Genomic DNA, 24,476 nt, shown 5'->3' with positions numbered 1-24,476 from the left:
TTTTATTGATCAGACGCGTTCAATCGCCAGGGCCAAGCCTTGGCCGACGCCCACGCACATGGTCGCCAGGCCTTTGCTGCCGCCGGTTTTTTCCAATTGGTGCAGGGCCGTCAGTACCAACCGCGCACCACTCATCCCCAAGGGATGGCCGAGGGCAATGGCGCCGCCGTTGGGGTTGACCTGGGGCGCATCGTCCGCAATACCCAGCTCGCGCAGCACCGCCAGGCCTTGGCTGGCGAAGGCTTCGTTGAGTTCGATCACATCAAAGTCGGTGACCGCCAACCCAAGGCGCTCCACCAGTTTGCGCACCGCCGGCACCGGGCCGATGCCCATCACGCGCGGGGCTACACCAGCACTGGCCATGCCCAGCACACGGGCGCGGGCGGTGAGGCCGTGTTGCTTGACGGCCTCGGCGCTGGCGAGGATCAGCGCGGCGGCGCCGTCGTTGACGCCCGAGGCATTGCCAGCAGTGACGGTCTTGTCCGCGCCGTTGACCGGCTTGAGCTTGGCCAGGGCTTCCAACGTGGTGTCCCGTGGGTGTTCATCGTGTTCCACCAGGATTTCGCCTTTTTTATGGGCAACCCGCACCGGAACGATTTCCTCGGCAAAGAACCCGGCGGCCTGGGCAGCGGCGGTGCGTTGCTGGCTGCGCAGGGCGAAAGCGTCTTGGTCGGCGCGGGAAACCTGATAGTCATCGGCCACGTTATCGGCCGTCTGCGGCATGGCATCCACGCCGTACTGGGCCTTCATCAGCGGGTTGATAAAGCGCCAGCCAATGGTGGTGTCTTCCAACTTCATGTTGCGCGAGAACGCCGCGTCGGCCTTGCCCATCACAAACGGAGCGCGGGACATCGATTCGACGCCACCGGCAATCGCCAGCTCCATTTCACCACTGGCAATCGCACGAAAAGCGGTGCCGATGGCATCCATGCCCGAGGCGCACAGGCGGTTGAGGGTCACTCCAGGAATACTTTCCGGCAGCCCCGCCAGCAGCAACGCCATGCGTGCCACGTTGCGGTTATCTTCACCGGCCTGGTTGGCGCAGCCGAGGAAGACTTCGTCTACGGCGCTCCAGTCCACCGACGGGTTGCGCTCGATCAGCGCCTTGATCGGCAGCGCCGCCAGGTCGTCGGCACGCACCGTGGACAGGCCACCGCCGAAACGGCCGATAGGTGTGCGAATGGCATCACAGATAAAAACCTCGCGCATCAGGCTTCTCCCGGTGCTTGGCCGTGGGCAGCCGCGGTGCGCGCTTCGAGGTCACGCAGGGCGGTCAGTTCGGTCTCGGTGGGTTCAGCGGTGGTGCTCACCTGGTCGGCAAAGCGAATCGCCCAGCCGGTGGCGGCGACCACTTGCTCGCGGGTTACGCCCGGATGCAGCGCAGTGACCACGAACTCATGACTGCCCTCCTCCGGCTCCATGATGCATAGGTCGGTAATGATGCCTACCGGGCCGGCGCCGGGCAGGCCCAGACGCTTGCGTGAGTCGCCACCTTCGCCGTGCCCCACAGAGGTGATGAAATCGAGTTTGTCGACGAACGAACGGGACGATTGCTTAAGGATGATCAACACGCTCTTGGCCGAACCGGCGATTTCCGGCGCGCCACCGGCACCCGGCAAACGCACTTTGGGCTGGTGATAATCACCGACCACGGTGGTGTTGATATTGCCGAAACGGTCGACCTGGGCCGCGCCGAGAAAACCGACATCAATGCGCCCGCCCTGCAGCCAGTAGCGAAAGATCTCACCGGTGGGCACCACGGTGTCGGCGGTCTCCGCCAGCTCGCCATCACCGATGGACAGCGGCAACACACTGGGCTTGGCCCCAATCGGGCCCGACTCGTAGATCAGCACCACATCCGGCGAAGACGTCAGGCGCGCCAGGTTGGCCGCCTTGGATGGCAGGCCGATGCCAACGAAGCACACCGAGCCGTTCTTGAGGCGGCGTGCGGCGGCGACGGTCATCATTTCATTGGTGGAATAAGCCATTACTTAGCCTCCTGCACGGCGGCCAGCTTGGCCTGGAATTCACTGAAGTCGGCAGTGCCGTGGATGTATTCGTCGATCCAGGCGGTAAAGGTGCCACGGTCGCGGGCAATCGGGTCCCACGCCTGGTAGAAACGGTTATCCCGCTCGTTGTAGCCGTGCGCGTAGGACGGATGGGCACCACCGGGTACGTGACACACCGCTGTCAGCGCCCAGGTCGGCAGCACGCAGCTGTTCATCGGCGCATTCAGGTCGTCGACGATTTCCTCGACGGTGACGATGCAGCGCTTGGCCGCCAGGGCCGCTTCCTTCTGCACCCCGAGAATGCCCCAGAGCAGCACGTTGCCTTTGCGGTCGGCTTTCTGCGCATGAATCACGGTAATGTCCGGACGCACCGACGGCACCGCCGCCAGCACTTCGCCGGTGAAGGGGCAGGTGACGGTCTTGATCAGCGGGTTGACCTTGGGCAAGTCGGAACCGGCGTAGGCACGCAACACCGCGAACGGCAGGCCGGAGGCACCGGCAACGTAGGCATTGGCCAGGTCGGCGTGGCTGTGTTCTTCGATCTCCAGCGCTTGCGGCCATTGTTTCTCTACCGCGTCGCGCAGCCGATGCAGGGAACCCACGCCCGGGTTGCCGCCCCAGGAGAAAATCAACTTGCGCGCACAGCCGGCACCGATCAACTGGTCGTAGATCAGGTCAGGCGTCATGCGCACCAGCGTCAGGTCTTTCTTGCCCTGACGAATGATTTCATGGCCTGCGGCCGTAGGGATCAGGTGGGTGAAGCCTTCGAGGGCGACGGTATCGCCGTCGTTCACGAAGCGCTTGACCGCATCACGCAGGGTGAGGATTTCAGCCATGGGGTTGGGCTCCCGGTGTTGATCGAAAAAGGCGCTGAGGTGGCGCCGAAGTGCTTGAAGATTAAGCCGGGGAAATGGACCGAACAATCCGATAATCGACTGAGCGTTCGATTATCGAACCGATTGTTACTTAACTAACCATTGTAAGGAACAGGGTCAATGTGGGAGCTGGCTTGCCTNGTGGATTCAGCACCGCTATCGCAGGCAAGCCAGCTCCCACAGGGGTAGCGATTGGTTTCAGGTGGCATCGGCATGGCTGACCATGCCCTTGATCACCACCGCTGCCGTGGCCAATGCCGCCGGAATCACCAGTGCCGTAAGCACCTGCTCGAAGTTCCAGCCCAGGCCCAGCAAAGTAGCGCCCATCCACGCCCCCAGAATCGCGCCGAAGCGGCCGATGCCGAGCATCCATGACACCCCGGTGGCACGGCCTTGGGTGGGGTAGAAACGTGCTGCCAGGGATGGCATTGCCGATTGCGCACCGTTGACGCACATCCCGGCGACCAGCACCAGGGTGGCCAACAGCGTGATGTTGCCCAGGCTCTGCCCCACCGCGTAGGCAAACACCCCGGCCAGCAGATAAAAAGTGCCGATCACTTTGTGCGGGTTGAACCGGTCCATCGCCCAGCCCACGCCCACCGCGCTCAATACCCCACCAAACTGGAACAGCGCGCCGATAAACGCGGCCTGTTCCATGCTCGCGCCGCTGTCACGCATCAAAGTGGGGAGCCAACTGGTCAGCAGGTAAACAATCACCAGGCCCATAAAGTACGTGAGCCACAACAGCAAGGTGCCAGCGCTGTAGGTGCCCGAGAAGATCACTGCGAACACATTGCGGGCCTTGACGGTTTTTTGCTCCGGTACGCTGAAGTGAGTGGCCTGGGCAACGATGTTTGGCTCGATGGGGGCAAGGGTCTTGCGTACCTTGTCGGTGCCGCGATTGCGTACCACCAGGTAGCGGGCAGACTCCGGCAGCCACACCAACAGCACCACCGCCAGGATCAACGGCAGGATGCCGCCTATCAGCAACAGGCTGTGCCAGCCGAACGCGGGAATCAGCTTGGCCGAAATAAACCCACCACCGGCCATGCCGAGGTTGAAACCACAGAACATGCTGGTCACCAACAAGGATTTATGCCGCTCGGGGGTGTATTCAGACAGCAAGGTGGTGGCATTCGGCATGCCGGCGCCCAGGCCCAGACCGGTGAGAAAGCGCAGCACCAGCAACTGGTCGACATTGGTGCTGTAGGCCGACGCCAGGCTGAACGCACCAAACACCAACACCGCGCCGACCAGCACGACTTTGCGGCCAAAGCGGTCGGCCAGCGGGCCGGAACCGAGTGCGCCAAACACCATGCCGATCAACGCGGCGCTCATCACCGGGCCCAGGCTGGCGCGGTCGATGCCCCAGTCCTGGGACAGTGCCGGCGCGATAAAGCCCATGGCGGCTGTATCGAGGCCGTCGAGAAAGACAATCAGGAAACACAGGATCACCACGCGCCACTGATAGCGCGAGAGTGGCTGGGTGTTGATAAAGGACTGTACGTCCAGGGTGGTACCGACAGAAGGCTGATTCATTATTTTTATTCCACACCGATGGCGGGCTGACGACCTGGGGCCGTCATTCTTATTGGGCAGCTCCTCAGAGCGCTGCCGCACATTAATAAGCCAAGGGAAACACCGTCAATCGAGCCAGCCGGGATCTGTGCGGTCACCGAACAGCTTAGGCAAACAGCTGCGCACTCAGCTCACGGCTGGCGCTGAGCATGCTCGGTAGAAAGCGCTGTTCCAACTCACTGCGGCTGACCCGACCGGCGTGGGTGCTGACATTCAGCGCGGCCAATACCTGGCCGGACGCGTCATACACCGGCACCGCGATGGAGCGCAGGCCCTGCTCCAGTTCCTGGTCGACAATGCACCAGCCCTGCTGACGCACCTGTTGCAGGCATTCGAATAACGCTTGCGGTGTTGTCAGGGTGCGGCTGGTCTTGGTTTGCAGGTCGGCATGGTCGAGATAATCCTGCAGCGAGGCATCGTCGAGGGCGGCCAGCAGAATGCGCCCCATGGACGTGCAATACGCAGGCAGGCGCCCGCCCACCGACAGGTCAACCGAGATCAGGCGCTGGGTGGTGGCGGAACGAGCGATATAGAGGATGTCATCGCCTTCCAGGGTAGCCATGTTGCAGGCTTCATGGAGCTGCTCGCTCATGCGGTCCAGGTAAGGCTGTGCCGAAACGGCCAGCGGTGTGGACGACAGATAGGCGTGACCGAGGGTCAGCACCTTGGGCAACAGCGAGTAGGTGCGCCCATCCGTGGTGGCGTAGCCGAGCTTGATCAAGGTGTGCAGGCAACGGCGCACGGCGGCGCGGGGAATTTCGGTGCGGTGGCTGATCTGGGCGATGGTCAGGTGACGCTTGCGCTCCTGGAACGCCTGCACCACGGCCAGGCCACGGGCCAGGGACGTCATGAAATCCGGATCACCGGTGAATGCCTGGATGCGCTTGGCCGGTGAAGCCACGATCGGCGGCGCCACTGATGCAAAGGAGTTGCGCAATTGATCGTTCATTTCAACGGGCCTTCTCTTGTTATCACCACGGGAGGGTTGGCGGCTATTACAAGCCGTGCCGGCAGCCCTGCACAAGTCAACGCCGGTAACATTGGGCGATTATCGGACAACCATGCGATTATCGCAATTTGGCCGGCATGGGTGCAGATCCCGCAGATAAGGTTCGAGATTTAGCTGATGTCGCCGAAAAGTGTAGGCATTCACCCTTCTATCAGTATGAATACAGATATGAAGATGACGCTGTTCACAAATACGTCGGCGATATGTAACAAAACCCAAGCACGCCGTTGACGCTTTTTAACTTCATGATGATAGTGTTATTCAAATGCGTCGCTATAATGCAACCTGTGCAGAGGTCAGCCCGGTATCACTATCGGGAGGGGAGCTCACCAGGTATTGCAGGCTGCAGGCAACGCCGGTCACAAGTACTCGCTTAAAAGAACGGCCCTCAGGCCCGTATACCAACTTGAACGGTTCTACTGTTCTATTTGGAATCGCCCCCGAGCACGACTTTCAGGCATGACACTGCGCAATCAATAACTCAACTCAATTAGGTAATACTGTGACGAAAGATGAACTGCGCGCGGAACTTGAGCGCCAGGAGCAACGTTACAAGGACGTCTACGGCGGGGAAGTCACCACCTACGCCGCGCAACCTGAGCCGGAACGCAAACCATGGCGCAAACGAGCCAGCCTGCTGGATCAGGCATTTGCCCAGGAAATCCAAAAAATCGAGCAGGAACTCAAGACCGAGGAGCCCTGAGCACTTCGGTCGAGTTCAGCGCCTTGCAGTCGCTGCCGGTCAACCACTGGTTCAACGGCCGCTGGTCAGTAACCTACAGCTACCCACGAAATTTCATACAAATGTTTCAGGCATGGCGTTTTCATGACAAAAGTCCGCCTTCCGCGGCCTGCGCTTTATAAATCAAAGACTTGCCAAAGCCCCGAAAACCCTGGGATACGTGTGTCTTGCCGGTTTTTTTTCCAGGAAGATTGTTACCGATGAGCAGCTAATGCATCGATTACTGATGTTTTCTGGCATAATCGCGCCCCCTTACGACCGGGTCAGAAAACCTTCATGATCGATTTATTCAGCGGACTGGATGCTTGGGTTCTCGTGAGCCTGTTGCTCGCCCTGGCCTTTGTCCTCGCCTTCGAGTTCATCAATGGCTTTCATGACACCGCTAACGCGGTGGCCACAGTCATCTATACCAAAGCCATGCCGCCACACCTGGCCGTGTTCTTCTCCGGGGTGTTCAATTTCCTCGGCGTATTGCTCGGCGGTGTCGGTGTCGCCTACGCCATCGTGCACTTGCTGCCGGTGGAGTTGCTGATCAATGTGAACACCGGCCACGGCTTGGCAATGGTCTTCTCGTTGTTGGCGGCGGCGATCACCTGGAACCTGGGCACCTGGTACTTCGGTATCCCCGCCTCCAGCTCCCACACCCTGATCGGCTCGATCCTCGGTGTCGGCCTGGCCAATGCATTGATCAACGACATCCCCCTGGCTGACGGTGTGAACTGGCAGAAGGCCGTGGATATCGGCGCCTCCCTGGTGTTCTCGCCGATGGCGGGCTTCCTGGTTGCCGCCCTGGTGCTGATCGGCCTGAAGTGGTGGCGCCCGCTGTCTAAGATGCACAAGACCCCGGACCAGCGCCGCAAGCTCGACGACAAGAAGCACCCGCCGTTCTGGAACCGCCTGGTCCTGGTGATTTCGGCCATGGCTGTAAGCTTCGTGCACGGCTCCAACGATGGCCAGAAAGGCATCGGCCTGATCATGCTGGTACTGATCGGTATCGTGCCGGCGCAGTTCGTATTGGACCTGGGCAGCACCACTTACCAGATCGAACGTACCCGCGACGCCACCCTGCACCTGAACCAGTTCTACCAGCGCAACCACGAGACCCTCGGTGAGTTCCTGGCCTTGGGCAAAAGCGTGAAGGATGACCTGCCGGGCAAGTTCCGCTGCAACCCGCAGCAGACCGAACCGACGATCAACGCGCTGCTGGGCACCCTCAAGGGCGTCTCGGACTACCACTCGCTGACGGCCGACCACCGCATCGAAGTGCGTCGCTACCTGCTTTGCCTAGATGACACCGCGAAAAAGGTCGGCAAGCTGCCAGGCCTGGACTCCCGTGAGAAGTCAGACCTCGACAAGCTGCGCAAAGACCTGACCGCCACCACCGAGTATGCTCCGTTCTGGGTGATTCTCGCGGTCGCACTGGCCCTGGGCCTGGGCACCATGGTGGGCTGGAAGCGCGTGGTACTGACCATCGGTGAGAAGATCGGCAAGCAAGGCATGACCTATGCCCAGGGCATGTCGGCGCAAATCACCACGGCCACCATGATCGGCTTTGCCAATATCTTCGCCCTGCCAGTGTCCACCACCCACGTCCTGTCTTCTGGCGTGGCGGGCACCATGGTTGCCAACAAAAGCGGCCTGCAAGGTGGCACCGTCAAGACCATCCTGATGGCCTGGGTATTGACCTTGCCAGCGACCGTAGGCCTCTCGGCCGGGTTGTTCTGGTTGGCGTCCAAGGCTTTGGGCAACTGATAGCCAGCCGGCAATAAAAAAGGTGCGATCCGCGAGGGTCGCACCTTTTTTTATGCTCGTTCCCACGCTCTGCGGGGAATGCCGCCACGGACGCTCCGCGTCCCACTCGCGCACGGGTGACGCGTAGCGTCACAGGATGCATTCCCACGCGGAGCGTGGGAACGAGCCAAAAAAAAGGGCGACCGAAGTCGCCCAAAATGCCTTGCGTGCTCATGTAACCTGGAAAGACTTAAGGTTTTTTACGCTTGTTCGCGTCTTTCCAGATAAAAAATCCAAACCCTACAAAAAACAGCACCATGAGGCTAACAGTCAGCACTCCGGCGAAAACCACATTATCGAAAAACATGACCGGCCTCCTGCACTTGCCCTGTTGCGATAGGGCTAAGTTAATGGAGAAGGCGCAGTGGGAAATTGACCAGGATCAATGTCGCCCACAACGGGGCGTAAAGAAGGGGAATAACTGACCTGCATCAATGGATGCAGGGCGTTTCAACGCTTTTTCGGCTTGTTCTTGGACTTTTTCTTGGGCTTGCCCAAGGGCATGGCTTGTTCAAAGGCTTGGCGCACTTCATTCAAGCGTTTGTCATTGAGGTCGTGCACGCGCTTGGCACGTTCGGCGTTCAGGTCGATCAGCTTGTCGTCATCACTCATGGCTTGGCTTACGTCGTGGCGGGAATGCCTCAATAATGCGGCCTGCCCCGCCCGACGGCAATTAAGCGGGCGACAAAATGCAGGCCATCGACCAAAATCGGCACTTTCTACCCTGCCCAGGAGGCGCATCCAGGTGGCCTTGCACAACGACCTTCCACCGCTTCTGGCCCTGCGCGCCTTCGAGGCCGTGGCGCGGCACTTGAGTTTTATCAAGGCGGCCAACGAGTTGTCGGTGACCCAAAGCGCGCTGAGCCACCAGGTACATAAGCTCGAACACCACCTGGGCAAATCGTTGTTTATCCGGCGAACCCGTGCGATTGACCTGACGTTGGCCGGGCAAGATTACTACGCGCAAATCCGCCCTGCCCTGGACGCCATCGCCGCTGCGACGCGCAACCAACGGGGTGCGCCCAGCGCCAGTGTGTTGCGTATCGGCTTGCTGGCATCCTTTGCCACGTTATGGCTGGCGCCGCGCCTGGCCGAGTTTCTACGGTGCTACCCGCATATCCAGGTGGAGTTGCTGCCCGCCATTCAACTGGCCAACGTCGCCACGGCCGAGGTTGACCTGGCCATCCGCTACGGCAAGGGCGACTGGCCCGACGTGCGCGCCACACGCCTGATGGCCGAAACCCTGTCACCGGTATGCAGCCCTGGGTTCAAAGCCAGGCAGATCGCCAGGGGCGCGCTGTTGATGGCGACCTCCCACCGCCCTTTCGAGTGGACCGATTGGTCGGCCCATTACCAGGTCAACCTAGATCACCACCCCCGCGTGATGCTGCATGACTACAACATCGTGGTCGAAGCGACCGTGGCCGGCCAGGGGATCGCCATGGGCCGCCATCGCCTGATCGAACGCAGGCTCCAGGACGGCAGCCTGGTAGAGGCCTTTGACTGGCCGCCCTATCACAGCGATATCGGCTATTGGCTGATCGCACCTCAGCGCCCGCTCAGTGAGGCGGCTGAATGCTTCAGCCAGTGGTTGAAGCAGGCGTGTGCCGACGCGTGAGGTTTTTCGATACGTCGGATGAGATCTATCCGTTTGTCGCCCCTCGCCACCGCCAACATGCTGGAACCTTCTGACACCAGAGGATTTCACCATGACCAATTCCATCCGCCAGCGCGTACACGCCCTCGGCCTGACACTGCCCACGCCCAGCCAACCCGCTGCCAACTACGTCAATCATGTGATCAGCCAACACCAGCTGTTCATCTCGGGACAAATTCCCATGGCCGATGGCAAACCTGCCTACCTTGGCCGGCTGGGCGATTCTCTCAGCGATGAAGATGGCGCCCAAGCGGCGGAATTGGCGGCGCTGGGCCTGCTGGGGCAATTGAGCGACGCGTTGGGCGATGACCTGTCGCGGGTGGTGCGCATCCTGCGCCTGGGCGTGTTCATTGCCAGCAGCGCCGACTTCCAGCGCCAAAGCCTGGTCGCCAATGGCGCTTCGAACCTGCTGGTCAATGCCCTCGGCGACAAGGGCCGGCACGTGCGCACCGCCGTAGGGGTCTGCAGTCTGCCGGCTGGTGTCGCCGTGGAAGTGGACGCCATTTTCGAGCTGCAGCCATGACCCCGCTGCAAGTCCAGCACTTGCGAGAAGCCACGCCCGGTTGCCAGTCCGGCATCGTGCACTTCAACCACGCCGGGGCGTCCTTGCCCAGCCAGGCGACGCTCGACGCCATCATCGAACAGCTGCAACGCGAAGCCCGCGACGGCCCGATGGAGGCCGGAGAACAGGGTGCCGTCTTAGTGGAAAAGGCCCGCCGAGCCGCCGGCCAACTGCTCAATGCGCCCGCCTCATCGATTGCCTTCGCCAGCAGTGGCTCGACGGCCTGGAGCATGGCCTTCCAGGCGCTGGGGCCATGGCAGCCGGGCGATCGTATTCTAGTGGGGCGCCACGAATGGGGCGGCAACCTGGCGAGCATGGAACTGGCCGTTCAAGCCGGGGCGCGGGTGGAGGTCATCCCGTGCGATGCCAGCGGCGCGGCCTGCCCGGTGGCGTTGGAGGCGATGCTGGATGCCAAGGTGAAGCTGATCGACCTCACCTGGCTGCCGGCCAACGGTGGCTTGATCAACCCGGCCCAGGCCATCGGCGATGTGGCCAGGCGGCATACCATTCCCTACTTCATCGACGCGGGCCAAGCCGTCGGCCAGGTGCCGGTGGATGTGCAAGCGTTGCAGTGCGATGTGCTCAAGTCCGCCGGCCGCAAACACCTGCGCGGGCCTCGCGGTACCGCGCTGCTGTATATCAGGCCGGATTTTCTGCCGCCTCTGAACCCGGCCCAACGCGACGTGTTTTCAGCGCCCTGGACCACCGAAGGCTTCGACCTGCGCAACGACGCCCGGCGCTTTGAAACCAGCGAAGTCTCTTTCGCCCTGCTGGCCGGCCTGGGCAATGCGTTGCAAGAAATCAATCACTTGGGGATTGAGCAAGTATGGCAAAGGGTCTCGAAGACCAGCGCGCGAATCCGCGAGGCACTGCGTCAGATACCGGGAATTACCTTGCATGACTTAGGCAGAACGCATTCAGGCTTGATCGCGTTCAACCTGGCCGGCTGGGACAGCTTTGAACTCAAGCAACGCCTGGCCTGCAAGCGCATCAACATCGGCGCCAATGGCGTGGCCTACACCCCGCTGGATATGCAAGCACGTGGGTTGAACAGCATTGCGCGCATCTCCGTCAGCCCGCTCAACACCGATGACGAGATTGAGTTACTGGTGAAGGCGCTGCGCGAACTGAACGATTAAACCTCGATATCCACCCACAGGCCCTGGCGCGGCGCGTCTTCGATCAGCGGCGCCACGGGCACGGTGTTGTCAGCGTTGAGCAAGTCGCCGGGAATCGGCAAATGCTGCTCCGCGTCGTCGTCGGCTTCACGCCGGCGTTTCTGCTGCTCCTGCTGGCGACGCTGCTCTTCGCGCAGCAGAAAGGTCGATTGCTCGGCATCGCCTTTTTTCAGGTCGATCGTGCTCTCGTTGGAGCCCGGTTGAACGGGCACCACCGGCGGAATATCCGGTTTCTGGCGTGCCGGGTCGAGTTGCGACGTGACCGGCACAACACTGACGGGCAGCATGGGTGGCAGCATGATAATTATTCTCCTGATCAACAGGCTGTCGGCGGGTGGCAGGGCGACTTGAGCACCCGCGTGCCAAGCTGTGACTCAGTCGACACTCTCAAGTGCCCGCCACCCGTCGATTCAATTTCCGCCTGCCCGTACAAACAGCGTAGTTTTTGTCAGAGTTCTTGGGCGCCGGGCCGTGTTCCGTTAACATAGTCGGCTTTTTCACGGCGGGAGTCAGGCAGCATGGCGCAGCAGTATCAACCGGGGCAACGCTGGATTAGTGACAGCGAAGCAGAGCTGGGGTTAGGCACCGTTCTGGCACAGGACGGCCGCTTGTTGACCGTGCTCTATCCGGCCACTGGCGACACTCGCCAGTATGCGCTACGGAATGCGCCCCTCACTCGCGTGAGGTTTTCGCCGGGTGACACCATCACCCATTTCGAAGGCTGGAAAATGACCGTACAGGAAGTCGACGACGTCGATGGCCTGCTGGTCTACCACGGCCTCAATGGGCAGAACGAGCAGGTCACCCTGCCAGAAACCCAACTGTCCAACTTCATCCAGTTCCGCCTGGCCAGTGATCGCCTGTTCGCCGGGCAGATCGACCCGCTGGCGTGGTTCTCGCTGCGCTACCACACCCTGGAACACACCAGCCGCCAGTTGCAGTCCTCGCTGTGGGGCCTGGGTGGCGTACGCGCCCAACCGATTGCCCACCAACTGCACATCGCCCGCGAAGTCGCTGACCGTATCGCGCCACGCGTGTTGCTGGCGGACGAAGTGGGTTTGGGCAAGACCATCGAAGCAGGCCTGGTGATCCATCGCCAACTGCTCTCGGGCCGTGCCAACCGCGTACTGATCCTGGTCCCGGAAAACCTGCAGCACCAATGGCTGGTGGAAATGCGCCGCCGCTTCAACCTGCAGGTTGCGCTGTTCGATGAAGAGCGCTTTATCGAAAGCGATGCCACCAACCCGTTCGAAGACACCCAGCTTGCACTCGTTGCGCTGGAATGGCTGGTGGACGACGAGAAGGCCCAGGACGCGCTGTTCGCCGCCGGCTGGGACTTGCTGGTAGTCGACGAAGCCCACCACCTGGTGTGGCACGAAGACAAGGCCAGCGCCGAATACTCGCTGGTCGAACAACTGGCCGAAGTGATTCCTGGCGTGCTGCTGCTGACCGCCACTCCAGAACAACTGGGCCAGGACAGCCATTTTGCGCGCCTGCGCCTGCTGGACCCGAACCGCTTCCACGATCTGCAAGCCTTCCGCGCCGAGAGCGAAAACTATCGCCCGGTGGCCGAAGCCGTGCAGGAGCTGCTGGACAAGGGCCGCCTGTCGCCGACCGCGCACAAGACCATTCAAGGCTTCCTCGGTGACGAAGGTGAAGCCCTGCTCACCGCCGTCAACGATGGCGACACCGAGGCCAGCGCACGCCTGGTGCGTGAACTGCTGGACCGCCACGGCACCGGCCGCGTGCTGTTTCGCAACACCCGTGCTGCGGTGCAAGGCTTCCCCGAGCGCAAGCTGCACGCCTACCCGCTACCGAACCCGGACGAATACCTCGAACTGCCCCTGGGCGAACACGCCGAGCTGTACCCGGAAGTCAGCTTCCAGGCGCAACCGGACATCGAGGAAGAGAACCGCTGGTGGCGTTTCGACCCTCGGGTCGAGTGGCTGATCGACCAGTTGAAAATGCTCAAGCGCACCAAGGTCCTGGTGATCTGCGCCCACGCCGAAACCGCCATGGACCTGGAAGACGCCCTGCGTGTGCGCTCCGGCATCCCGGCCACGGTGTTCCACGAAGGCATGAATATTCTGGAGCGTGACCGCGCCGCTGCCTATTTTGCCGATGAAGAGTTCGGTGCCCAGGTGCTGATCTGCTCGGAAATCGGCAGTGAAGGCCGCAACTTCCAGTTCTCCCATCACCTGGTGCTGTTCGACCTGCCGTCCCACCCCGACCTGCTGGAACAGCGCATCGGGCGCCTGGACCGGATCGGCCAGAAACACGTGATCGAACTGCACGTGCCCTACCTGGAAACCAGCCCGCAAGAGCGCCTGTTCCAGTGGTACCACGAGGCGCTCAATGCCTTCCTCAACACCTGCCCGACCGGCAACGCCTTGCAGCATCAGTTCGGCCCACGCCTGCTGCCCTTGCTGGAAGCCGCCGACGACGGCGAGTGGCAAGCCCTGATCGACGAAGCCCGTGCCGAGCGCGAGCGCCTGGAGCAGGAGCTGCACACCGGTCGCGACCGCTTGCTCGAACTCAATTCAGGCGGCGCTGGCGAAGGCGATGCACTGGTCGAGGACATCCTCGAACAAGACGACCAGTTCGCCCTGCCGATCTATATGGAAACCCTGTTCGACGCATTCGGCATCGACAGCGAAGACCATTCGGAAAACGCGCTGATCCTCAAGCCCAGCGAAAAAATGCTCGACGCCAGCTTCCCCCTGGGCGACGACGAGGGTGTAACCATCACCTACGACCGTAACCAGGCGCTGTCGCGCGAAGACATGCAGTTCATCACCTGGGAGCACCCGATGGTGCAAGGCGGCATGGACCTGGTGCTGTCCGGTTCCATGGGCAACACCGCCGTGGCACTGATCAAGAACAAGGCGCTCAAGCCAGGCACCGTATTGCTTGAACTGCTGTATGTCAGCGAAGTGGTCGCCCCGCGCTCCCTGCAACTGGGTCGCTACCTGCCACCGGCCGCCTTGCGCTGCCTGCTGGATGCCAACGGTAATGACCTGTCGGGCCGCGTGTCGTTCGTAACCTTGAATGACCAGCTGGAAAGCGTGCCACGGGCCAGCGCGAACAAATTCGTACAGGCGCAGCGCGACCAACTCACACCGCGCATCAACGCCGGTGAAGAGAAGATCGCCCCGCGTCACGCCGAGCGTGTAGCCGAAGCCAAGCGTCGCCTGGCGGCAGACACCGACGAAGAGCTGGCGCGCCTGACCGCGCTGCAAGCGGTCAACCCGACCGTACGTGACAGCGAGCTGGTTGCCTTGCGCAACCAGCGCGAGCAAGGCCTGGCCATGCTTGATAAAGCGGCACTGCGACTGGAAGCGATTCGGGTGTTGGTGGCGGGTTGATAATCCGCTGAACGTAAAAGGCCCGCGCAATGCGGGCCTTTTTATTAGCCTTAGAGATCGTTCCCCCGCTCGGCGTGGGAATGCATCATGTGACGCTCTGCGTCACGACTTTTAAGCGGACGCAGAGCGTCCAGAGCGGCGTTCCCACGCAGAGCATGGGAACGATCACTCGGTCTCACGCCGTTGCCGCCGCTGCCGGCACCTCAACCGCACTCAACCCTTCCTTCATCCGCTTGGCATCACGCACAAAACTGCGCGAGGCCTGGAACAGAAACAGCATGGTCAAGAACAACGCCACTGGAATCAGGTACATGGCGTCATGCAAGCCTACCGCTTTATAAGCCTCTGTCATCTGCTGCGCCCCAGCCGCATACATCGCTGAATGGGCAAAGTGATCGGACAACGCCCCGACCACCACCGGCCCCATGCCACCGCCGAGCAGATACAGCCCGGCAAAGAACAGCGCCATCGCCGTTGCGCGCAAGCGTGGTTCGACCACGTCCTGGATCGCGGTATACACGCAGGTATAGAAGTTGTAGGCAAACAGCCAGCCCACACTGAACAGCGCGACAAACACCCCGATTTCGACACGCCCGGCATGCAATGCCCAGGCGGTGGTGACCGTGGAGATGATCAAGCTGAAGGCGGCGAACAACAGTCGGCCATTGGCGACCCGCTGATGAATCTTGTCGGCAATCCAGCCCCCCAGCGTCAAGCCCACCAAACCGGTCAGGCCGACGATGACACCCGTCGCGACGGCCGCGTCCTGCAACGGCATGAGGAAATAGCGCTGCAGCATCGGCACCAGGAACGAGTTGCACGCATAGGTGGCAAAGTTAAAGCACAACCCGGCCAGCACCAGCCACAGAAAGGTCGGCACAGCCAGCACGCGACGGATCGGGCGGTCGACGCGCTCTTGGGAGACTTGCACGGTTTCCGCCGCACCACGCTTGGGTTCTTTTATGTAGAACATAAACACCGCAAGGATCAGCCCCGGCACCGCCGCGATAAAGAAGGGCGCGCGCCAGCTGTCGAACGCCTTGACCATCGCACCGATCGTAAAGAACGCCAGCAACAGGCCCAACGGCAGACCAAGCATGAAAATCCCCATGGCTCGGGCTCGGCGGTGGGCGGGAAAGAGGTCGCCAATCAGCGAATTGGCCGCGGGTGCATAGCTGGCTTCGCCGATGCCAATGCCCATGCGCACCAGCAGGAAGGTCCAGAAACTGCCGACCATGCCGTTGACCGCCGTCAGCCCACTCCAGGCGAACAAGCCCCAACCCATCAACTTGCTGCGTGAACCGGTGTCGGCCAGGCGCCCGAGCGGCAGCCCGGCAATGGCGTAGACGATGGTAAAAGCGGTGCCGATGATACCGAGCTGGAAGTCGCTCAGGTGCCATTCCATGCGGATGGGCTCAATGATGATCGCGGGAATGGTGCGGTCAAAAAAGTTGAACAGGTTAGCGAGGAACAGCAGGAACAGAATGCGCCAGGCATTCGCCGCTTGGGTCGAGTTCTGCATGGGTCCGTCTCTTTTATTGTTATGAGAGCTGCGATGCCCGATGCATCCTGCTCAGGTCACTGCAACATAGTCAGGCTGGCAGTGATTGTCTGTAATGATTCGTAAAGCTGATAGGGCATGATTTCACCCAGGCAACAGCGGATTTTGCCCACGAAAATATAAGTGCGTGCCCCTCTTCCCAATGGCGATGGCACGGATAGAATGGCGAGCCTTTCGTAGCACCCTCCTCCTACTTTTCTTATTGATGACGCCCATGTCCGAAGCCAGTCCGTGTCTGAATTGCGGTGCCTGCTGTTCACACTTTCGCGTGTCTTTCTTCTGGGGTGAGTGCGCCTCGTCCGGGGGCACGGTGCCCGATGACCTAGTGGTGCAGATCAACCCCAGCCGCGTGGCGATGATCGGCACCGATCAGAAACCTGCACGGTGCTGCAGCCTTGAAGGTGAAGTCGGACAGGCCACCAGCTGCTCTATTTATGAGCAACGCTCCAGCGTATGCCGTGAGTTCGACTCGTCCTGGAGCCAGGGCGAGCAAAATGTCGATTGCGACGCCGCCCGTGCCGCATTCGGCCTGGCGCCGCTGGAAGCCCCACACTTCGAACTCGACCTGCCCATCAGCGCTTAGCACCAAACGCTATGGAAGGCATGTCAAAATAATTTGAGATCAAAACGCCATTACTCATGGCAAATCTTCGGAGACTTCTATACTCGATCTCATCGGTCATCGCCTCTGGCAGTGACATGGCTCTATGACGGGATACGCTATGGAATGGCTGGGGCAGCACTTTTTTACCGACCTTCCAGACAGTGGGCATTTATTACTCAATTGCAGTCATAACCCCTTTCTGGTGCTACTGGCGTACCTGGTCGCCTGCGCGGCGGGCTTCGGTACGCTGGACATGGCCGAACGTGTGGGCCATGTCGAAGACCCCACCGCCCGCCGCCATTGGCGCTGGCTGGGCGCGGGTTGCCTGGCAGGCGGAATCTGGTCGACCCATTTCATCAGCATGCTGGCGTTCCAGGCCCCCATCGCCATTCACTACGAATTGATCATGACGTTCGCCTCGCTGCTGATCGCCCTGATCGCCTCGCTGCTCGCCATGCAGACCCTCAGTCATACTCACCTGCGCTTTCATCAGTACCTGGTGGCTTCGGTGTGGATGGGACTGGGTATCGCGCTGATGCATTACGTGGGCATGTCGGCCATGCGCTCCCAGGCCCAGGTGTACTTCGAAACACGGCTGTTCCTGGCCTCGGTGGCGATTGCCATCGGCGCCAGCCTGGCGGCATTGTTGCTGTCCAGCTACCTGCGCAACGGAACCGGCATGTTTCACCAACTGCTCAAATACGCCGCCAGCCTGGTGCTGGGGGCCGGGATCCTGAGCATGCATTTCACCGGCATGGCGGCCATGCAAATGCTGGTGCCCGCTGGCGCGGATCTTTCATTGCCGGTGGATGGCAGTCCGGTTCAACTGGGGTTGTCGGTGGCGGTAATTACCTTGCTGGTGATCGGCAGTAGTGTCAGCGCAGCCCTGGCAGATAAAAAGCTGCAGCACAAAGAGCGGGACCTGCGCCGGGTCAATGCGCTGCTCAGCGAACTCGACCAGGCCCGCGCTTCACTGCAACAAGTGGCCCACTTCGATGCACTGACCAGCCTGCTCAACCGCCGTGGTTTCAATCAGATCTTCGCGGAAAAGGTTGCGGAAAAAACCCGAAGCCAAGGCATGCTGGCGGTAATCTTTCTCGACATTGATCACTTCAAGCGCATCAATGACAGCCTTGGCCACGATGCGGGCGACCAGTTGCTCACGGTGCTGGCCGGGCATATCAAGGGCTCGATACGCAGCCATGAAGATGTAGTGGCACGCTTTGGCGGCGATGAATTCTGCATTCTGATCACTATTCATCACCGCGACGAAGCCCGGCAGATGGCCCAGCGCATCATGCAGAAGATGAAAGAGCCCATCGAGCTGGCTGGCCGGCGCATGGTGATGACCACCAGCATCGGCATCAGCCTGTTTCCCGAGGACGGCCACACCTGCGAAGAGCTGCTGAAAACTGCCGACCTGGCGCTGTATCAATCCAAGGACGCCGGGCGCAACAGCTTGCACTTCTTCAGCTCCAACCTGAAAACACGCGCCTTCCTTGAGCTGCAACTGGAGGAGGAACTGCGCGCCGCCTTGCGTACGCGCAACCAGCTGGTGCTGTTTTATCAGCCGATCTTCGACATGAAGCTGGGCAAGGTCACGCGCCTGGAAGCCCTGGTGCGCTGGCAACACCCCCAGCACGGACTCCTGGCTCCGGACCGCTTTATCGGCATTGCCGAGAACAACGGGCTGATCGCCGAGCTGGACCACTGGGTATTGCGCCAGGCCTGTCACGACCTGAGCCTGTTGTCTGACCGGGGCTACACCGAGTTGATCATGGCGGTAAACTGCTCGGCGTTGAACCTGGCGCGTGACGAACTGGCCGATGAAATCGAAGACGCCCTGCGCTTCGCCGGCATAGGCACCAACCGACTTGAACTGGAAGTCACTGAAAATGCGCTGATGGGCAACATCAGCAGCACCCTGGCACTGTTGCGGCAAATTCGCGCCCTGGGTGTGTCACTGGCCATCGATGACTTCGGCACTGGCTATTCGTCGCTGGCTTATCTCAAGCGCTTGCCGCTCAACACCTTGAAGATCGACCGCTCGTTTATCCAGGACATTCCCAAATCCACCGCAGACAGTGAAATCGTCCAGGCGGTTATCGGCATGGCCCACACCCTGCACTTGCAGGTGGTTACCGAAGGCGTGGAAACCCAGGCACAGTTCGAGTTGCTGCTCAAGCATGGCTGTGACTACATCCAGGGCTACCTGCTCAGCCCGGCGGTGCCTTTCAATGACATCATCGGCGTGATGCAGGGGATTGCCATGCGCAACCCGCTATACCCGCTCAGCGTAGAGAACAACGACGCTCCACAGCCAAAAGACCCGGCGCCAGGGCGTATCGGCCCGCCGTCTATTGTCAGGCCGATTCGCTGAGACGCAGGCACGGGGAGTGGTGGTGTAATCGCTGCTTCTCTTCACGCCGGGTCATACCTGGAAACAATTGCGCCACTCATTCCTTCGGACCTCAACTGTTCCCGTGACGCTTACGTCACCCTCGGCTGTGACCTTTCTCTACGGCAAGGTGCCATCACGCGTTCAGCGGTTACTCGGCTACACACTTCAGCGCGTGAAAAATACGCACCTTTTTCGTGCGCGCCATTCTTATGCTGCCCTTTCCTGGATCAGGATCCATGGCGAGACCACCACTGCCCATAAGCTTGGATCCCGTTCGACCAGGTCCAATGCCCGCGTCGCAGACACCTCGCCAAGGGTGCCTGCAGCCAGCCAGGCGGCGACTTTGTCACGGTTGTCTTCGGCCATTCCTTCGGCGGCCTCGATCAAATCCAGGCCGGCATCGACCCACAATAGGGCACCCTTGGCAAAGAACGGTTCAAGCTCCTTCCAGGAAATTTCGGCGGTTTCACCGAGCAGCTTGGCATAGAGGGTGCTTGGTTCTTGCGTCATGGGAATTCACCTGAGTAGAAAATCGGCGCAATCATAGCCCCGTCGCTCAGGCAGAAAAACCCAGTAGCAAATGAAGTAGCGATTGAAACTGCCAGGAAAGCCAAGGAATGCCTTGAAAGCTGTTAGGAGCCCGGCGCAATTCTGTCTTTTTCTTTCACTTAAGCGACATACCCAGGTTTTGCCCCCAGCTGCCAGCTTTTCAAGCGATCAGCCGGCGCTCTACACTGTACCGGTACAGTTGCCAGGGCAATGCCGGGGGGATATCCGCGATATCTGATCCGGTTCTGCAGCTCACAAGGCCGCTAGAACTATAAAAAATACAACAGTAAGAGTGGAGCACTATGAATAAGGCTACTAAGCAGATTTCCAAACTGTTTGCCGCTATGGTCCTGGCTGGGGTTGCCGGCCATTCGTTCGCAGCCGACACCATCAAGATCGGCATCGCCGGTCCCAAGACCGGTCCGGTGACGCAATACGGCGACATGCAATTCATGGGTGCCAAGCAAGCCATCAAAGACATCAACGCCAAGGGCGGCGTAGACGGCAAGATGCTTGAGGCCAAGGAATACGACGACGCTTGCGATCCAAAACAAGCCGTGGCCGTTGCCAACAAAGTGGTCAATGATGGCGTCAAGTTCGTCGTCGGCCACCTCTGCTCCAGCTCCACTCAGCCAGCGTCGGATATCTATGAAGACGAAGGCGTCATCATGATTACCCCAGCCGCCACTAGCCCGGAAATCACCTCCCGTGGCTACAAGCTGATTTTCCGCACCATCGGCCTGGACAGCGCGCAAGGCCCAGCGGCCGGCAACTACATCGCCGACCACGTGAAGCCGAAAATCGTTGCCGTCCTGCACGACAAGCAGCAATACGGTGAAGGTATTGCCAGCGCCGTGAAGAAGACCCTTGAAGAAAAAGGCACCAAGGTTGCCGTCTTCGAAGGCCTGAACGCCGGTGACAAAGACTTCTCCTCGATCATCCAGAAGCTCAAGCAAGCCAACGTCGACTTCGTCTACTACGGCGGCTACCACCCTGAGCTGGGCCTGATCCTGCGCCAAGCCAAGGAAAAAGGCCTGAACGCCAAGTTCATGGGCCCAGAGGGCGTGGGTAACGACTCTATCTCGCAAATCGCCCAGGGCGCTTCCGAAGGCCTGCTGGTGACCCTGCCGAAATCCTTCGACACCGACCCTGCCAACAAAGCCATCGTTGAAGAGTTCGCGAAGAACAAACAGGACCCAACCGGTCCGTTCGTATTCCCGGCGTACTCGGCAGTTGAAGTCATCGCCGGCGGTATCGCTGCCGCGAAGAGCGAAGACACCGCCAAAGTGGCCGAGGCCATCCACGCCGGTACCTTCAAGACCCCTACCGGCGACCTGAGCTTCGACGCCAAGGGCGACCTGAAGGACTTCAAGTTCGTGGTCTACGAATGGCACTTCGGTAAACCAAAAACCGAAGTTTCCCCTCAGTAAGCCAGGCGTTACTGGTCAACAAGCCCACTGTGCAAGCAGTGGGCTTTGTTTTACGAGGTTTATGGGCCATGTCACCCGCGATCCGGGCGCTGGCTCACCTGAAAATCTTAAAACCGTCACCAGCGGTTCGCTGGCAAACGCTTCGTGCAACCTGGTCACAGAACAGGGCACCGAGCCGGAAATGACTCCACCAGTGAAATGCGTATCGGGTTTTTAGGAGCGCTGTAATGCCTGAGATCTATCATTTTTTCCAACAGCTGGTTAATGGCCTGACCATTGGCAGCACCTATGCCTTGATAGCCATTGGCTACACAATGGTTTACGGCATCATTGGAATGATCAACTTCGCCCATGGCGAGGTGTACATGATTGGTTCCTACGTGGCCTTTATCGCCCTTGCCGGGCTGGCCATGATGGGGATCCACTCCCTGCCGCTATTGATGACCGCTGCGTTCCTGGCGTCGATCATCGTAACCAGTGCCTATGGCTACAGCATCGAGCGGGTTGCCTACCGTCCCCTGCGGGGCAGCAACCGTTTGATCCCGCTGATTTCCGCGATCGGCATGTCGATTTTCCTGCAGAACACCGTATTGCTGTCCCAGGACTCCAAGGACAAGTCCATTCCCAACCTGATTCCGGGGAGCATCTCCTTCGGCCCGGGTGGCGCACAAGAAGTGCTGATTTCGTACATGCAGATTCTGGTTTTCGTGGTCACCCTGGTGGCCATGCTGGGCCTGACGCTGTTCATCTCCCGCTCCCGTCTGGGGCGCGCCTGCCGGGCCTGCGCCGAAGACATCAAGATGGCCAACCTGCTGGGCATCAACACCAACAACATCATCGCCCTGACCTTCGTCATTGGTGCTGCGCTGGCGGCCGTGGCGGCCGTGTTGCTGAGCATGCAATACGGCGTGATCAACCCCAACGCCGGTTTCCTGGTGGGCCTCAAGGCCTTTACCGCTGCGGTATTGGGCGGCATCGGCAGCATTCCGGGCGCCATGCTCGGCGGGCTGGTGCTGGGTGTGGCCGAAGCCTTTGGCGCCGATATCTTCGGTGACCAGTACAAGGACGTCGTCGCGTTCGGCCTGTTGGTTCTGGTGTTGTTGTTCCGTCCGACCGGCATCCTGGGCCGTCCGGAGGTTGAGAAAGTATGAGCAGATATCTTAAATCGGCGTTTTTCAGCGCCTTGCTGGTGTGGGCCGTGGCCTTCCCGGTACTCGGCCTCAAGCTGAGCATTGTCGGCATCAACCTGGAAGTGCACGGCACCGGGCCTGTGACCCTGACCGTCATCGCCCTGTGTTCGGTGCTGATGTTCCTGCGTGTACTGTTCACCCAGCAGGTGGGTGCCTTGTTCAAGGGCAACCGTGGCCCGTTGGTGTCGCCCAAGGTCAGCCAATTTCTGACCCTGCCGCGCACCCAGCGCTACATCATCATCGGGTTGATCATCGCGGCGCTGATCTGGCCGTTCTTCGGCTCGCGCGGCGCGGTCGACATTGCCACGCTGATCCTGATCTACGTGTTGCTGGGCCTGGGCCTGAACATCGTGGTGGGCCTGGCAGGCCTGCTCGACCTGGGTTATGTGGGCTTCTACGCCGTGGGTGCCTATACCTACGCGCTGCTCTCGCATTACCTGGGCTGGAGCTTCTGGATCTGCCTGCCATTGGCGGGTATGGCGGCGGCCACGTTCGGCTTCCTGCTGGGCTTCCCGGTGCTGCGCCTGCGCGGTGACTACCTGGCCATCGTGACCCTGGGCTTCGGCGAAATCATTCGCCTGTTCCTGCGTAACCTCACCGATATCACCGGTGGCCCCAACGGTATCAGCAGCATTCCCAAGCCGACGTTCTTCGGGCTGTCGTTCGACCGCACCGCCGCCGAAGGCATGCAGACCTTCCACGAGTACTTCGGGATTGCCTACAACCCGGTGAGCAAAGTGGTGTTCCTGTACCTGGTGGCGCTGCTTTTGGCGTTGGCGGCACTGTTCGTGATCAACCGCCTGCTGCGCATGCCCATCGGCCGTGCGTGGGAAGCGCTGCGCGAAGATGAAATCGCCTGCCGTGCCCTGGGCCTGAACCCGACCATCATCAAGCTTTCCGCATTCACCCTGGGCGCTGCATTCGCCGGTTTTGCCGGCAGCTTCTTCGCCGCTCGCCAAGGCCTGGTGACGCCGGAATCGTTCACCTTTATCGAGTCGGCGATCATTCTCGCCATCGTGGTACTGGGTGGCATGGGCTCGCAACTGGGCGTGATCCTGGCGGCCATCGTGATGATCCTGCTGCCGGAAATGATGCGTGAGTTCAGCGAATACCGCATGTTGATGTTCGGCGCCATGATGGTGCTGATGATGATCTGGCGCCCTCAAGGCCTGCTGCCCATGCAACGTCCACACATGGAGCTGCGCAAATGAGCCGCGAGATCCTGAAAGTCGAAAACCTGAGCATGCGCTTCGGTGGTTTGCTGGCGGTCAATGGCGTGGCCCTGTCCGTCAAAGAGAAACAAGTGGTAGCGCTGATCGGACCCAACGGCGCCGGCAAGACCACGGTGTTCAACTGCCTCACCGGTTTCTACAAGCCGAGCGGTGGCAGCATCCTGCTGGACGGCCAACCCATACAGGGCCTGGCCGGCCACGAAATCGCCCGCAAAGGCGTGGTGCGTACCTTCCAGAACGTGCGGTTGTTCAAAGACATGACGGCGGTCGAGAACCTGTTGATCGCCCAGCACCGTCACTTGAACACCAACTTCTTCGCTGGCCTGTTCAAGACCCCGGCGTTCCGCAAGAGCGAACGCGAGGCTATGGAATACGCGGCGTACTGGCTGGACAAGGTCAACCTGACCGAGTTCGCCAACCGCCCGGCAGGCACCCTCGCCTACGGCCAGCAACGTCGCCTGGAAATCGCCCGCTGCATGATGACCCGCCCGCGCATCCTGATGCTCGACGAACCTGCCGCGGGCCTGAACCCCAAGGAAACCGAAGACCTCAAGGCGCTGATCAGTGTGCTGCGTGAGGAAAACAACGCCACGGTGCTGTTGATCGAACACGACATGAAACTGGTCATGAGCATCTCCGACCATATCGTGGTGATCAACCAGGGCACGCCGCTGGCCAACGGGACGCCGGAGCAGATCCGCGACAATCCTGAAGTGATCAAAGCCTACTTGGGGGAAGCGTAA

General features: G+C 60.5%; 22 protein-coding genes. 12 read left to right on the top strand and 10 right to left on the bottom strand.

The genetic code is table 11. The features are described from left to right. Window positions 1–9: 9 nt before the first annotated feature. From pcaF to pcaR, 5 genes are all read right to left on the bottom strand, one after another. Window positions 10–1,212 (bottom strand): 3-oxoadipyl-CoA thiolase, encoded by a 1,203-nt coding sequence (gene pcaF / locus ACTJLA_RS15245; RefSeq protein WP_314549666.1) that lies wholly within the window; start codon window positions 1,210–1,212, stop codon window positions 10–12. After that, window positions 1,209–1,988 carry a CoA-transferase subunit beta gene (locus ACTJLA_RS15240; protein WP_003189301.1) on the bottom strand — a complete coding sequence of 260 codons (780 nt, stop codon included), beginning with the start codon at window positions 1,986–1,988 and terminating at the stop codon, window positions 1,209–1,211. The genes pcaF and ACTJLA_RS15240 overlap by 4 nt, the downstream gene beginning before the upstream one ends. Further along, window positions 1,988–2,845, bottom strand: a complete 858-nt coding sequence (locus ACTJLA_RS15235) for a CoA transferase subunit A (protein WP_197880252.1) — start codon at window positions 2,843–2,845, stop codon at window positions 1,988–1,990. Before ACTJLA_RS15235 ends, ACTJLA_RS15240 begins: the two co-directional genes overlap by 1 nt. A gap of 237 nt (window positions 2,846–3,082) precedes the next feature. Further along, entirely contained in the window at window positions 3,083–4,423 is a 1,341-nt protein-coding gene (locus ACTJLA_RS15230; RefSeq protein ID WP_034125964.1) for an MFS transporter, read from the bottom strand. 145 nt (window positions 4,424–4,568) lie between these two features. Beyond that, on the bottom strand, window positions 4,569–5,411 hold the full coding sequence (pcaR, locus tag ACTJLA_RS15225) for a pca regulon transcriptional regulator PcaR (protein WP_003189296.1): 843 nt from the start codon (window positions 5,409–5,411) through the stop codon (window positions 4,569–4,571). A gap of 562 nt (window positions 5,412–5,973) precedes the next feature. Here pcaR and ACTJLA_RS15220 point away from each other — a divergent pair. Together ACTJLA_RS15220 and ACTJLA_RS15215 are read left to right on the top strand one after the other, a co-directional pair. Further along, the gene (locus tag ACTJLA_RS15220; protein ID WP_003189295.1) at window positions 5,974–6,174 is read left to right on the top strand and encodes a hypothetical protein; all 201 of its coding nucleotides are present in this window, start codon (window positions 5,974–5,976) and stop codon (window positions 6,172–6,174) included. Window positions 6,175–6,489: 315 nt separating this feature from the next. Then, window positions 6,490–7,965: an inorganic phosphate transporter gene (locus ACTJLA_RS15215; protein ID WP_003189291.1), complete on the top strand. Its 1,476-nt coding sequence runs from the start codon at window positions 6,490–6,492 to the stop codon at window positions 7,963–7,965. Window positions 7,966–8,194: 229 nt separating this feature from the next. Here the strand turns inward: ACTJLA_RS15215 and ccoM are convergent, their stop codons facing one another. Both ccoM and ACTJLA_RS15205 read right to left on the bottom strand, forming a co-directional pair. After that, the gene (gene ccoM, locus ACTJLA_RS15210) at window positions 8,195–8,311 is read right to left on the bottom strand and encodes a cytochrome c oxidase subunit CcoM (protein ID WP_019817835.1); all 117 of its coding nucleotides are present in this window, start codon (window positions 8,309–8,311) and stop codon (window positions 8,195–8,197) included. Between the two features lie 143 nt (window positions 8,312–8,454). Continuing rightward, window positions 8,455–8,616, bottom strand: a complete 162-nt coding sequence (locus tag ACTJLA_RS15205; protein ID WP_005785860.1) for a hypothetical protein — start codon at window positions 8,614–8,616, stop codon at window positions 8,455–8,457. A 133-nt stretch (window positions 8,617–8,749) separates the two neighbouring features. Here ACTJLA_RS15205 and ACTJLA_RS15200 point away from each other — a divergent pair, with 133 nt between their 5' ends. The 3 genes from ACTJLA_RS15200 to ACTJLA_RS15190 all read left to right on the top strand — a co-directional run bounded on the left by ACTJLA_RS15200 (window position 8,750) and on the right by ACTJLA_RS15190 (window position 11,362). Then, window positions 8,750–9,622, top strand: a complete 873-nt coding sequence (locus tag ACTJLA_RS15200; protein WP_314549314.1) for a LysR substrate-binding domain-containing protein — start codon at window positions 8,750–8,752, stop codon at window positions 9,620–9,622. 91 nt (window positions 9,623–9,713) lie between these two features. Continuing rightward, window positions 9,714–10,184: a RidA family protein gene (locus ACTJLA_RS15195; protein WP_057975632.1), complete on the top strand. Its 471-nt coding sequence runs from the start codon at window positions 9,714–9,716 to the stop codon at window positions 10,182–10,184. Then, complete coding sequence (locus ACTJLA_RS15190; protein WP_440841526.1) at window positions 10,181–11,362, top strand: aminotransferase class V-fold PLP-dependent enzyme; 1,182 nt, start codon at window positions 10,181–10,183, stop codon at window positions 11,360–11,362. The genes ACTJLA_RS15195 and ACTJLA_RS15190 overlap by 4 nt, the downstream gene beginning before the upstream one ends. Here ACTJLA_RS15190 and ACTJLA_RS15185 read toward each other — a convergent pair. Beyond that, window positions 11,359–11,700 carry a hypothetical protein gene (locus tag ACTJLA_RS15185; protein WP_014717286.1) on the bottom strand — a complete coding sequence of 114 codons (342 nt, stop codon included), beginning with the start codon at window positions 11,698–11,700 and terminating at the stop codon, window positions 11,359–11,361. The genes ACTJLA_RS15190 and ACTJLA_RS15185 overlap by 4 nt on opposite strands. A 219-nt stretch (window positions 11,701–11,919) precedes the next feature. Here ACTJLA_RS15185 and rapA point away from each other — a divergent pair, with 219 nt between their 5' ends. Next, window positions 11,920–14,766, top strand: a complete 2,847-nt coding sequence (rapA, locus tag ACTJLA_RS15180) for an RNA polymerase-associated protein RapA (protein ID WP_034125960.1) — start codon at window positions 11,920–11,922, stop codon at window positions 14,764–14,766. 175 nt (window positions 14,767–14,941) lie between these two features. Here the strand turns inward: rapA and ACTJLA_RS15175 are convergent, their stop codons facing one another. Further along, entirely contained in the window at window positions 14,942–16,288 is a 1,347-nt protein-coding gene (locus tag ACTJLA_RS15175) for a spinster family MFS transporter (protein WP_034125959.1), read from the bottom strand. Window positions 16,289–16,541: 253 nt separating this feature from the next. On the opposite strand from ACTJLA_RS15175, the gene ACTJLA_RS15170 reads away from it, so the two are divergent. Together ACTJLA_RS15170 and ACTJLA_RS15165 are read left to right on the top strand one after the other, a co-directional pair. Further along, window positions 16,542–16,910: a YkgJ family cysteine cluster protein gene (locus ACTJLA_RS15170; protein WP_034125958.1), complete on the top strand. Its 369-nt coding sequence runs from the start codon at window positions 16,542–16,544 to the stop codon at window positions 16,908–16,910. A 139-nt stretch (window positions 16,911–17,049) separates the two neighbouring features. Then, complete coding sequence (locus tag ACTJLA_RS15165) at window positions 17,050–19,311, top strand: putative bifunctional diguanylate cyclase/phosphodiesterase (protein WP_072446873.1); 2,262 nt, start codon at window positions 17,050–17,052, stop codon at window positions 19,309–19,311. Between the two features lie 228 nt (window positions 19,312–19,539). On the opposite strand, the gene ACTJLA_RS15160 is transcribed toward ACTJLA_RS15165, so the two are convergent. After that, the gene (locus tag ACTJLA_RS15160) at window positions 19,540–19,842 is read right to left on the bottom strand and encodes a DUF2288 domain-containing protein (protein ID WP_034125956.1); all 303 of its coding nucleotides are present in this window, start codon (window positions 19,840–19,842) and stop codon (window positions 19,540–19,542) included. Window positions 19,843–20,183: 341 nt separating this feature from the next. On the opposite strand from ACTJLA_RS15160, the gene ACTJLA_RS15155 reads away from it, so the two are divergent. The 4 genes from ACTJLA_RS15155 to livG all read left to right on the top strand — a co-directional run bounded on the left by ACTJLA_RS15155 (window position 20,184) and on the right by livG (window position 24,476). Beyond that, on the top strand, window positions 20,184–21,311 hold the full coding sequence (locus ACTJLA_RS15155) for a branched-chain amino acid ABC transporter substrate-binding protein (RefSeq protein WP_003193533.1): 1,128 nt from the start codon (window positions 20,184–20,186) through the stop codon (window positions 21,309–21,311). Window positions 21,312–21,538: 227 nt separating this feature from the next. Then, window positions 21,539–22,462 (top strand): high-affinity branched-chain amino acid ABC transporter permease LivH, encoded by a 924-nt coding sequence (gene livH / locus ACTJLA_RS15150; RefSeq protein ID WP_003193535.1) that lies wholly within the window; start codon window positions 21,539–21,541, stop codon window positions 22,460–22,462. Beyond that, complete coding sequence (locus tag ACTJLA_RS15145) at window positions 22,459–23,712, top strand: high-affinity branched-chain amino acid ABC transporter permease LivM (RefSeq protein ID WP_034125955.1); 1,254 nt, start codon at window positions 22,459–22,461, stop codon at window positions 23,710–23,712. Before livH ends, ACTJLA_RS15145 begins: the two co-directional genes overlap by 4 nt. Next, the gene (livG, locus tag ACTJLA_RS15140) at window positions 23,709–24,476 is read left to right on the top strand and encodes a high-affinity branched-chain amino acid ABC transporter ATP-binding protein LivG (protein WP_034125954.1); all 768 of its coding nucleotides are present in this window, start codon (window positions 23,709–23,711) and stop codon (window positions 24,474–24,476) included. The genes ACTJLA_RS15145 and livG overlap by 4 nt, the downstream gene beginning before the upstream one ends.

Source organism: Pseudomonas sp. 22072, assembly GCF_052046095.1.
Lineage (GTDB): Bacteria > Pseudomonadota > Gammaproteobacteria > Pseudomonadales > Pseudomonadaceae > Aquipseudomonas > Aquipseudomonas paracarnis.
This window is presented reverse-complemented; position numbering and strand designations above follow the sequence as displayed.

What these genes read in the sequence shown, in the direction of transcription:
- ACTJLA_RS15175 (WP_034125959.1), bottom strand. Translation starts at nt 16,288, where the DNA reads ATGCAGAACTCGACCCAAGCGGCGAATGCCTGGCGCATTCTGTTCCTG.
- ACTJLA_RS15155 (WP_003193533.1), top strand. Translation starts at nt 20,184, where the DNA reads ATGAATAAGGCTACTAAGCAGATTTCCAAACTGTTTGCCGCTATGGTC.
- ACTJLA_RS15195 (WP_057975632.1), top strand. Translation starts at nt 9,714, where the DNA reads ATGACCAATTCCATCCGCCAGCGCGTACACGCCCTCGGCCTGACACTG.
- ACTJLA_RS15185 (WP_014717286.1), bottom strand. Translation starts at nt 11,700, where the DNA reads ATGCTGCCACCCATGCTGCCCGTCAGTGTTGTGCCGGTCACGTCGCAA.
- rapA (WP_034125960.1), top strand. Translation starts at nt 11,920, where the DNA reads ATGGCGCAGCAGTATCAACCGGGGCAACGCTGGATTAGTGACAGCGAA.
- ACTJLA_RS15235 (WP_197880252.1), bottom strand. Translation starts at nt 2,845, where the DNA reads ATGGCTGAAATCCTCACCCTGCGTGATGCGGTCAAGCGCTTCGTGAAC.
- ACTJLA_RS15165 (WP_072446873.1), top strand. Translation starts at nt 17,050, where the DNA reads ATGGAATGGCTGGGGCAGCACTTTTTTACCGACCTTCCAGACAGTGGG.
- ACTJLA_RS15170 (WP_034125958.1), top strand. Translation starts at nt 16,542, where the DNA reads ATGTCCGAAGCCAGTCCGTGTCTGAATTGCGGTGCCTGCTGTTCACAC.
- ACTJLA_RS15145 (WP_034125955.1), top strand. Translation starts at nt 22,459, where the DNA reads ATGAGCAGATATCTTAAATCGGCGTTTTTCAGCGCCTTGCTGGTGTGG.
- ACTJLA_RS15160 (WP_034125956.1), bottom strand. Translation starts at nt 19,842, where the DNA reads ATGACGCAAGAACCAAGCACCCTCTATGCCAAGCTGCTCGGTGAAACC.
- ACTJLA_RS15240 (WP_003189301.1), bottom strand. Translation starts at nt 1,988, where the DNA reads ATGGCTTATTCCACCAATGAAATGATGACCGTCGCCGCCGCACGCCGC.
- livH (WP_003193535.1), top strand. Translation starts at nt 21,539, where the DNA reads ATGCCTGAGATCTATCATTTTTTCCAACAGCTGGTTAATGGCCTGACC.
- ccoM (WP_019817835.1), bottom strand. Translation starts at nt 8,311, where the DNA reads ATGTTTTTCGATAATGTGGTTTTCGCCGGAGTGCTGACTGTTAGCCTC.
- ACTJLA_RS15230 (WP_034125964.1), bottom strand. Translation starts at nt 4,423, where the DNA reads ATGAATCAGCCTTCTGTCGGTACCACCCTGGACGTACAGTCCTTTATC.
- ACTJLA_RS15190 (WP_440841526.1), top strand. Translation starts at nt 10,181, where the DNA reads ATGACCCCGCTGCAAGTCCAGCACTTGCGAGAAGCCACGCCCGGTTGC.
- ACTJLA_RS15215 (WP_003189291.1), top strand. Translation starts at nt 6,490, where the DNA reads ATGATCGATTTATTCAGCGGACTGGATGCTTGGGTTCTCGTGAGCCTG.
- pcaR (WP_003189296.1), bottom strand. Translation starts at nt 5,411, where the DNA reads ATGAACGATCAATTGCGCAACTCCTTTGCATCAGTGGCGCCGCCGATC.
- ACTJLA_RS15205 (WP_005785860.1), bottom strand. Translation starts at nt 8,616, where the DNA reads ATGAGTGATGACGACAAGCTGATCGACCTGAACGCCGAACGTGCCAAG.
- livG (WP_034125954.1), top strand. Translation starts at nt 23,709, where the DNA reads ATGAGCCGCGAGATCCTGAAAGTCGAAAACCTGAGCATGCGCTTCGGT.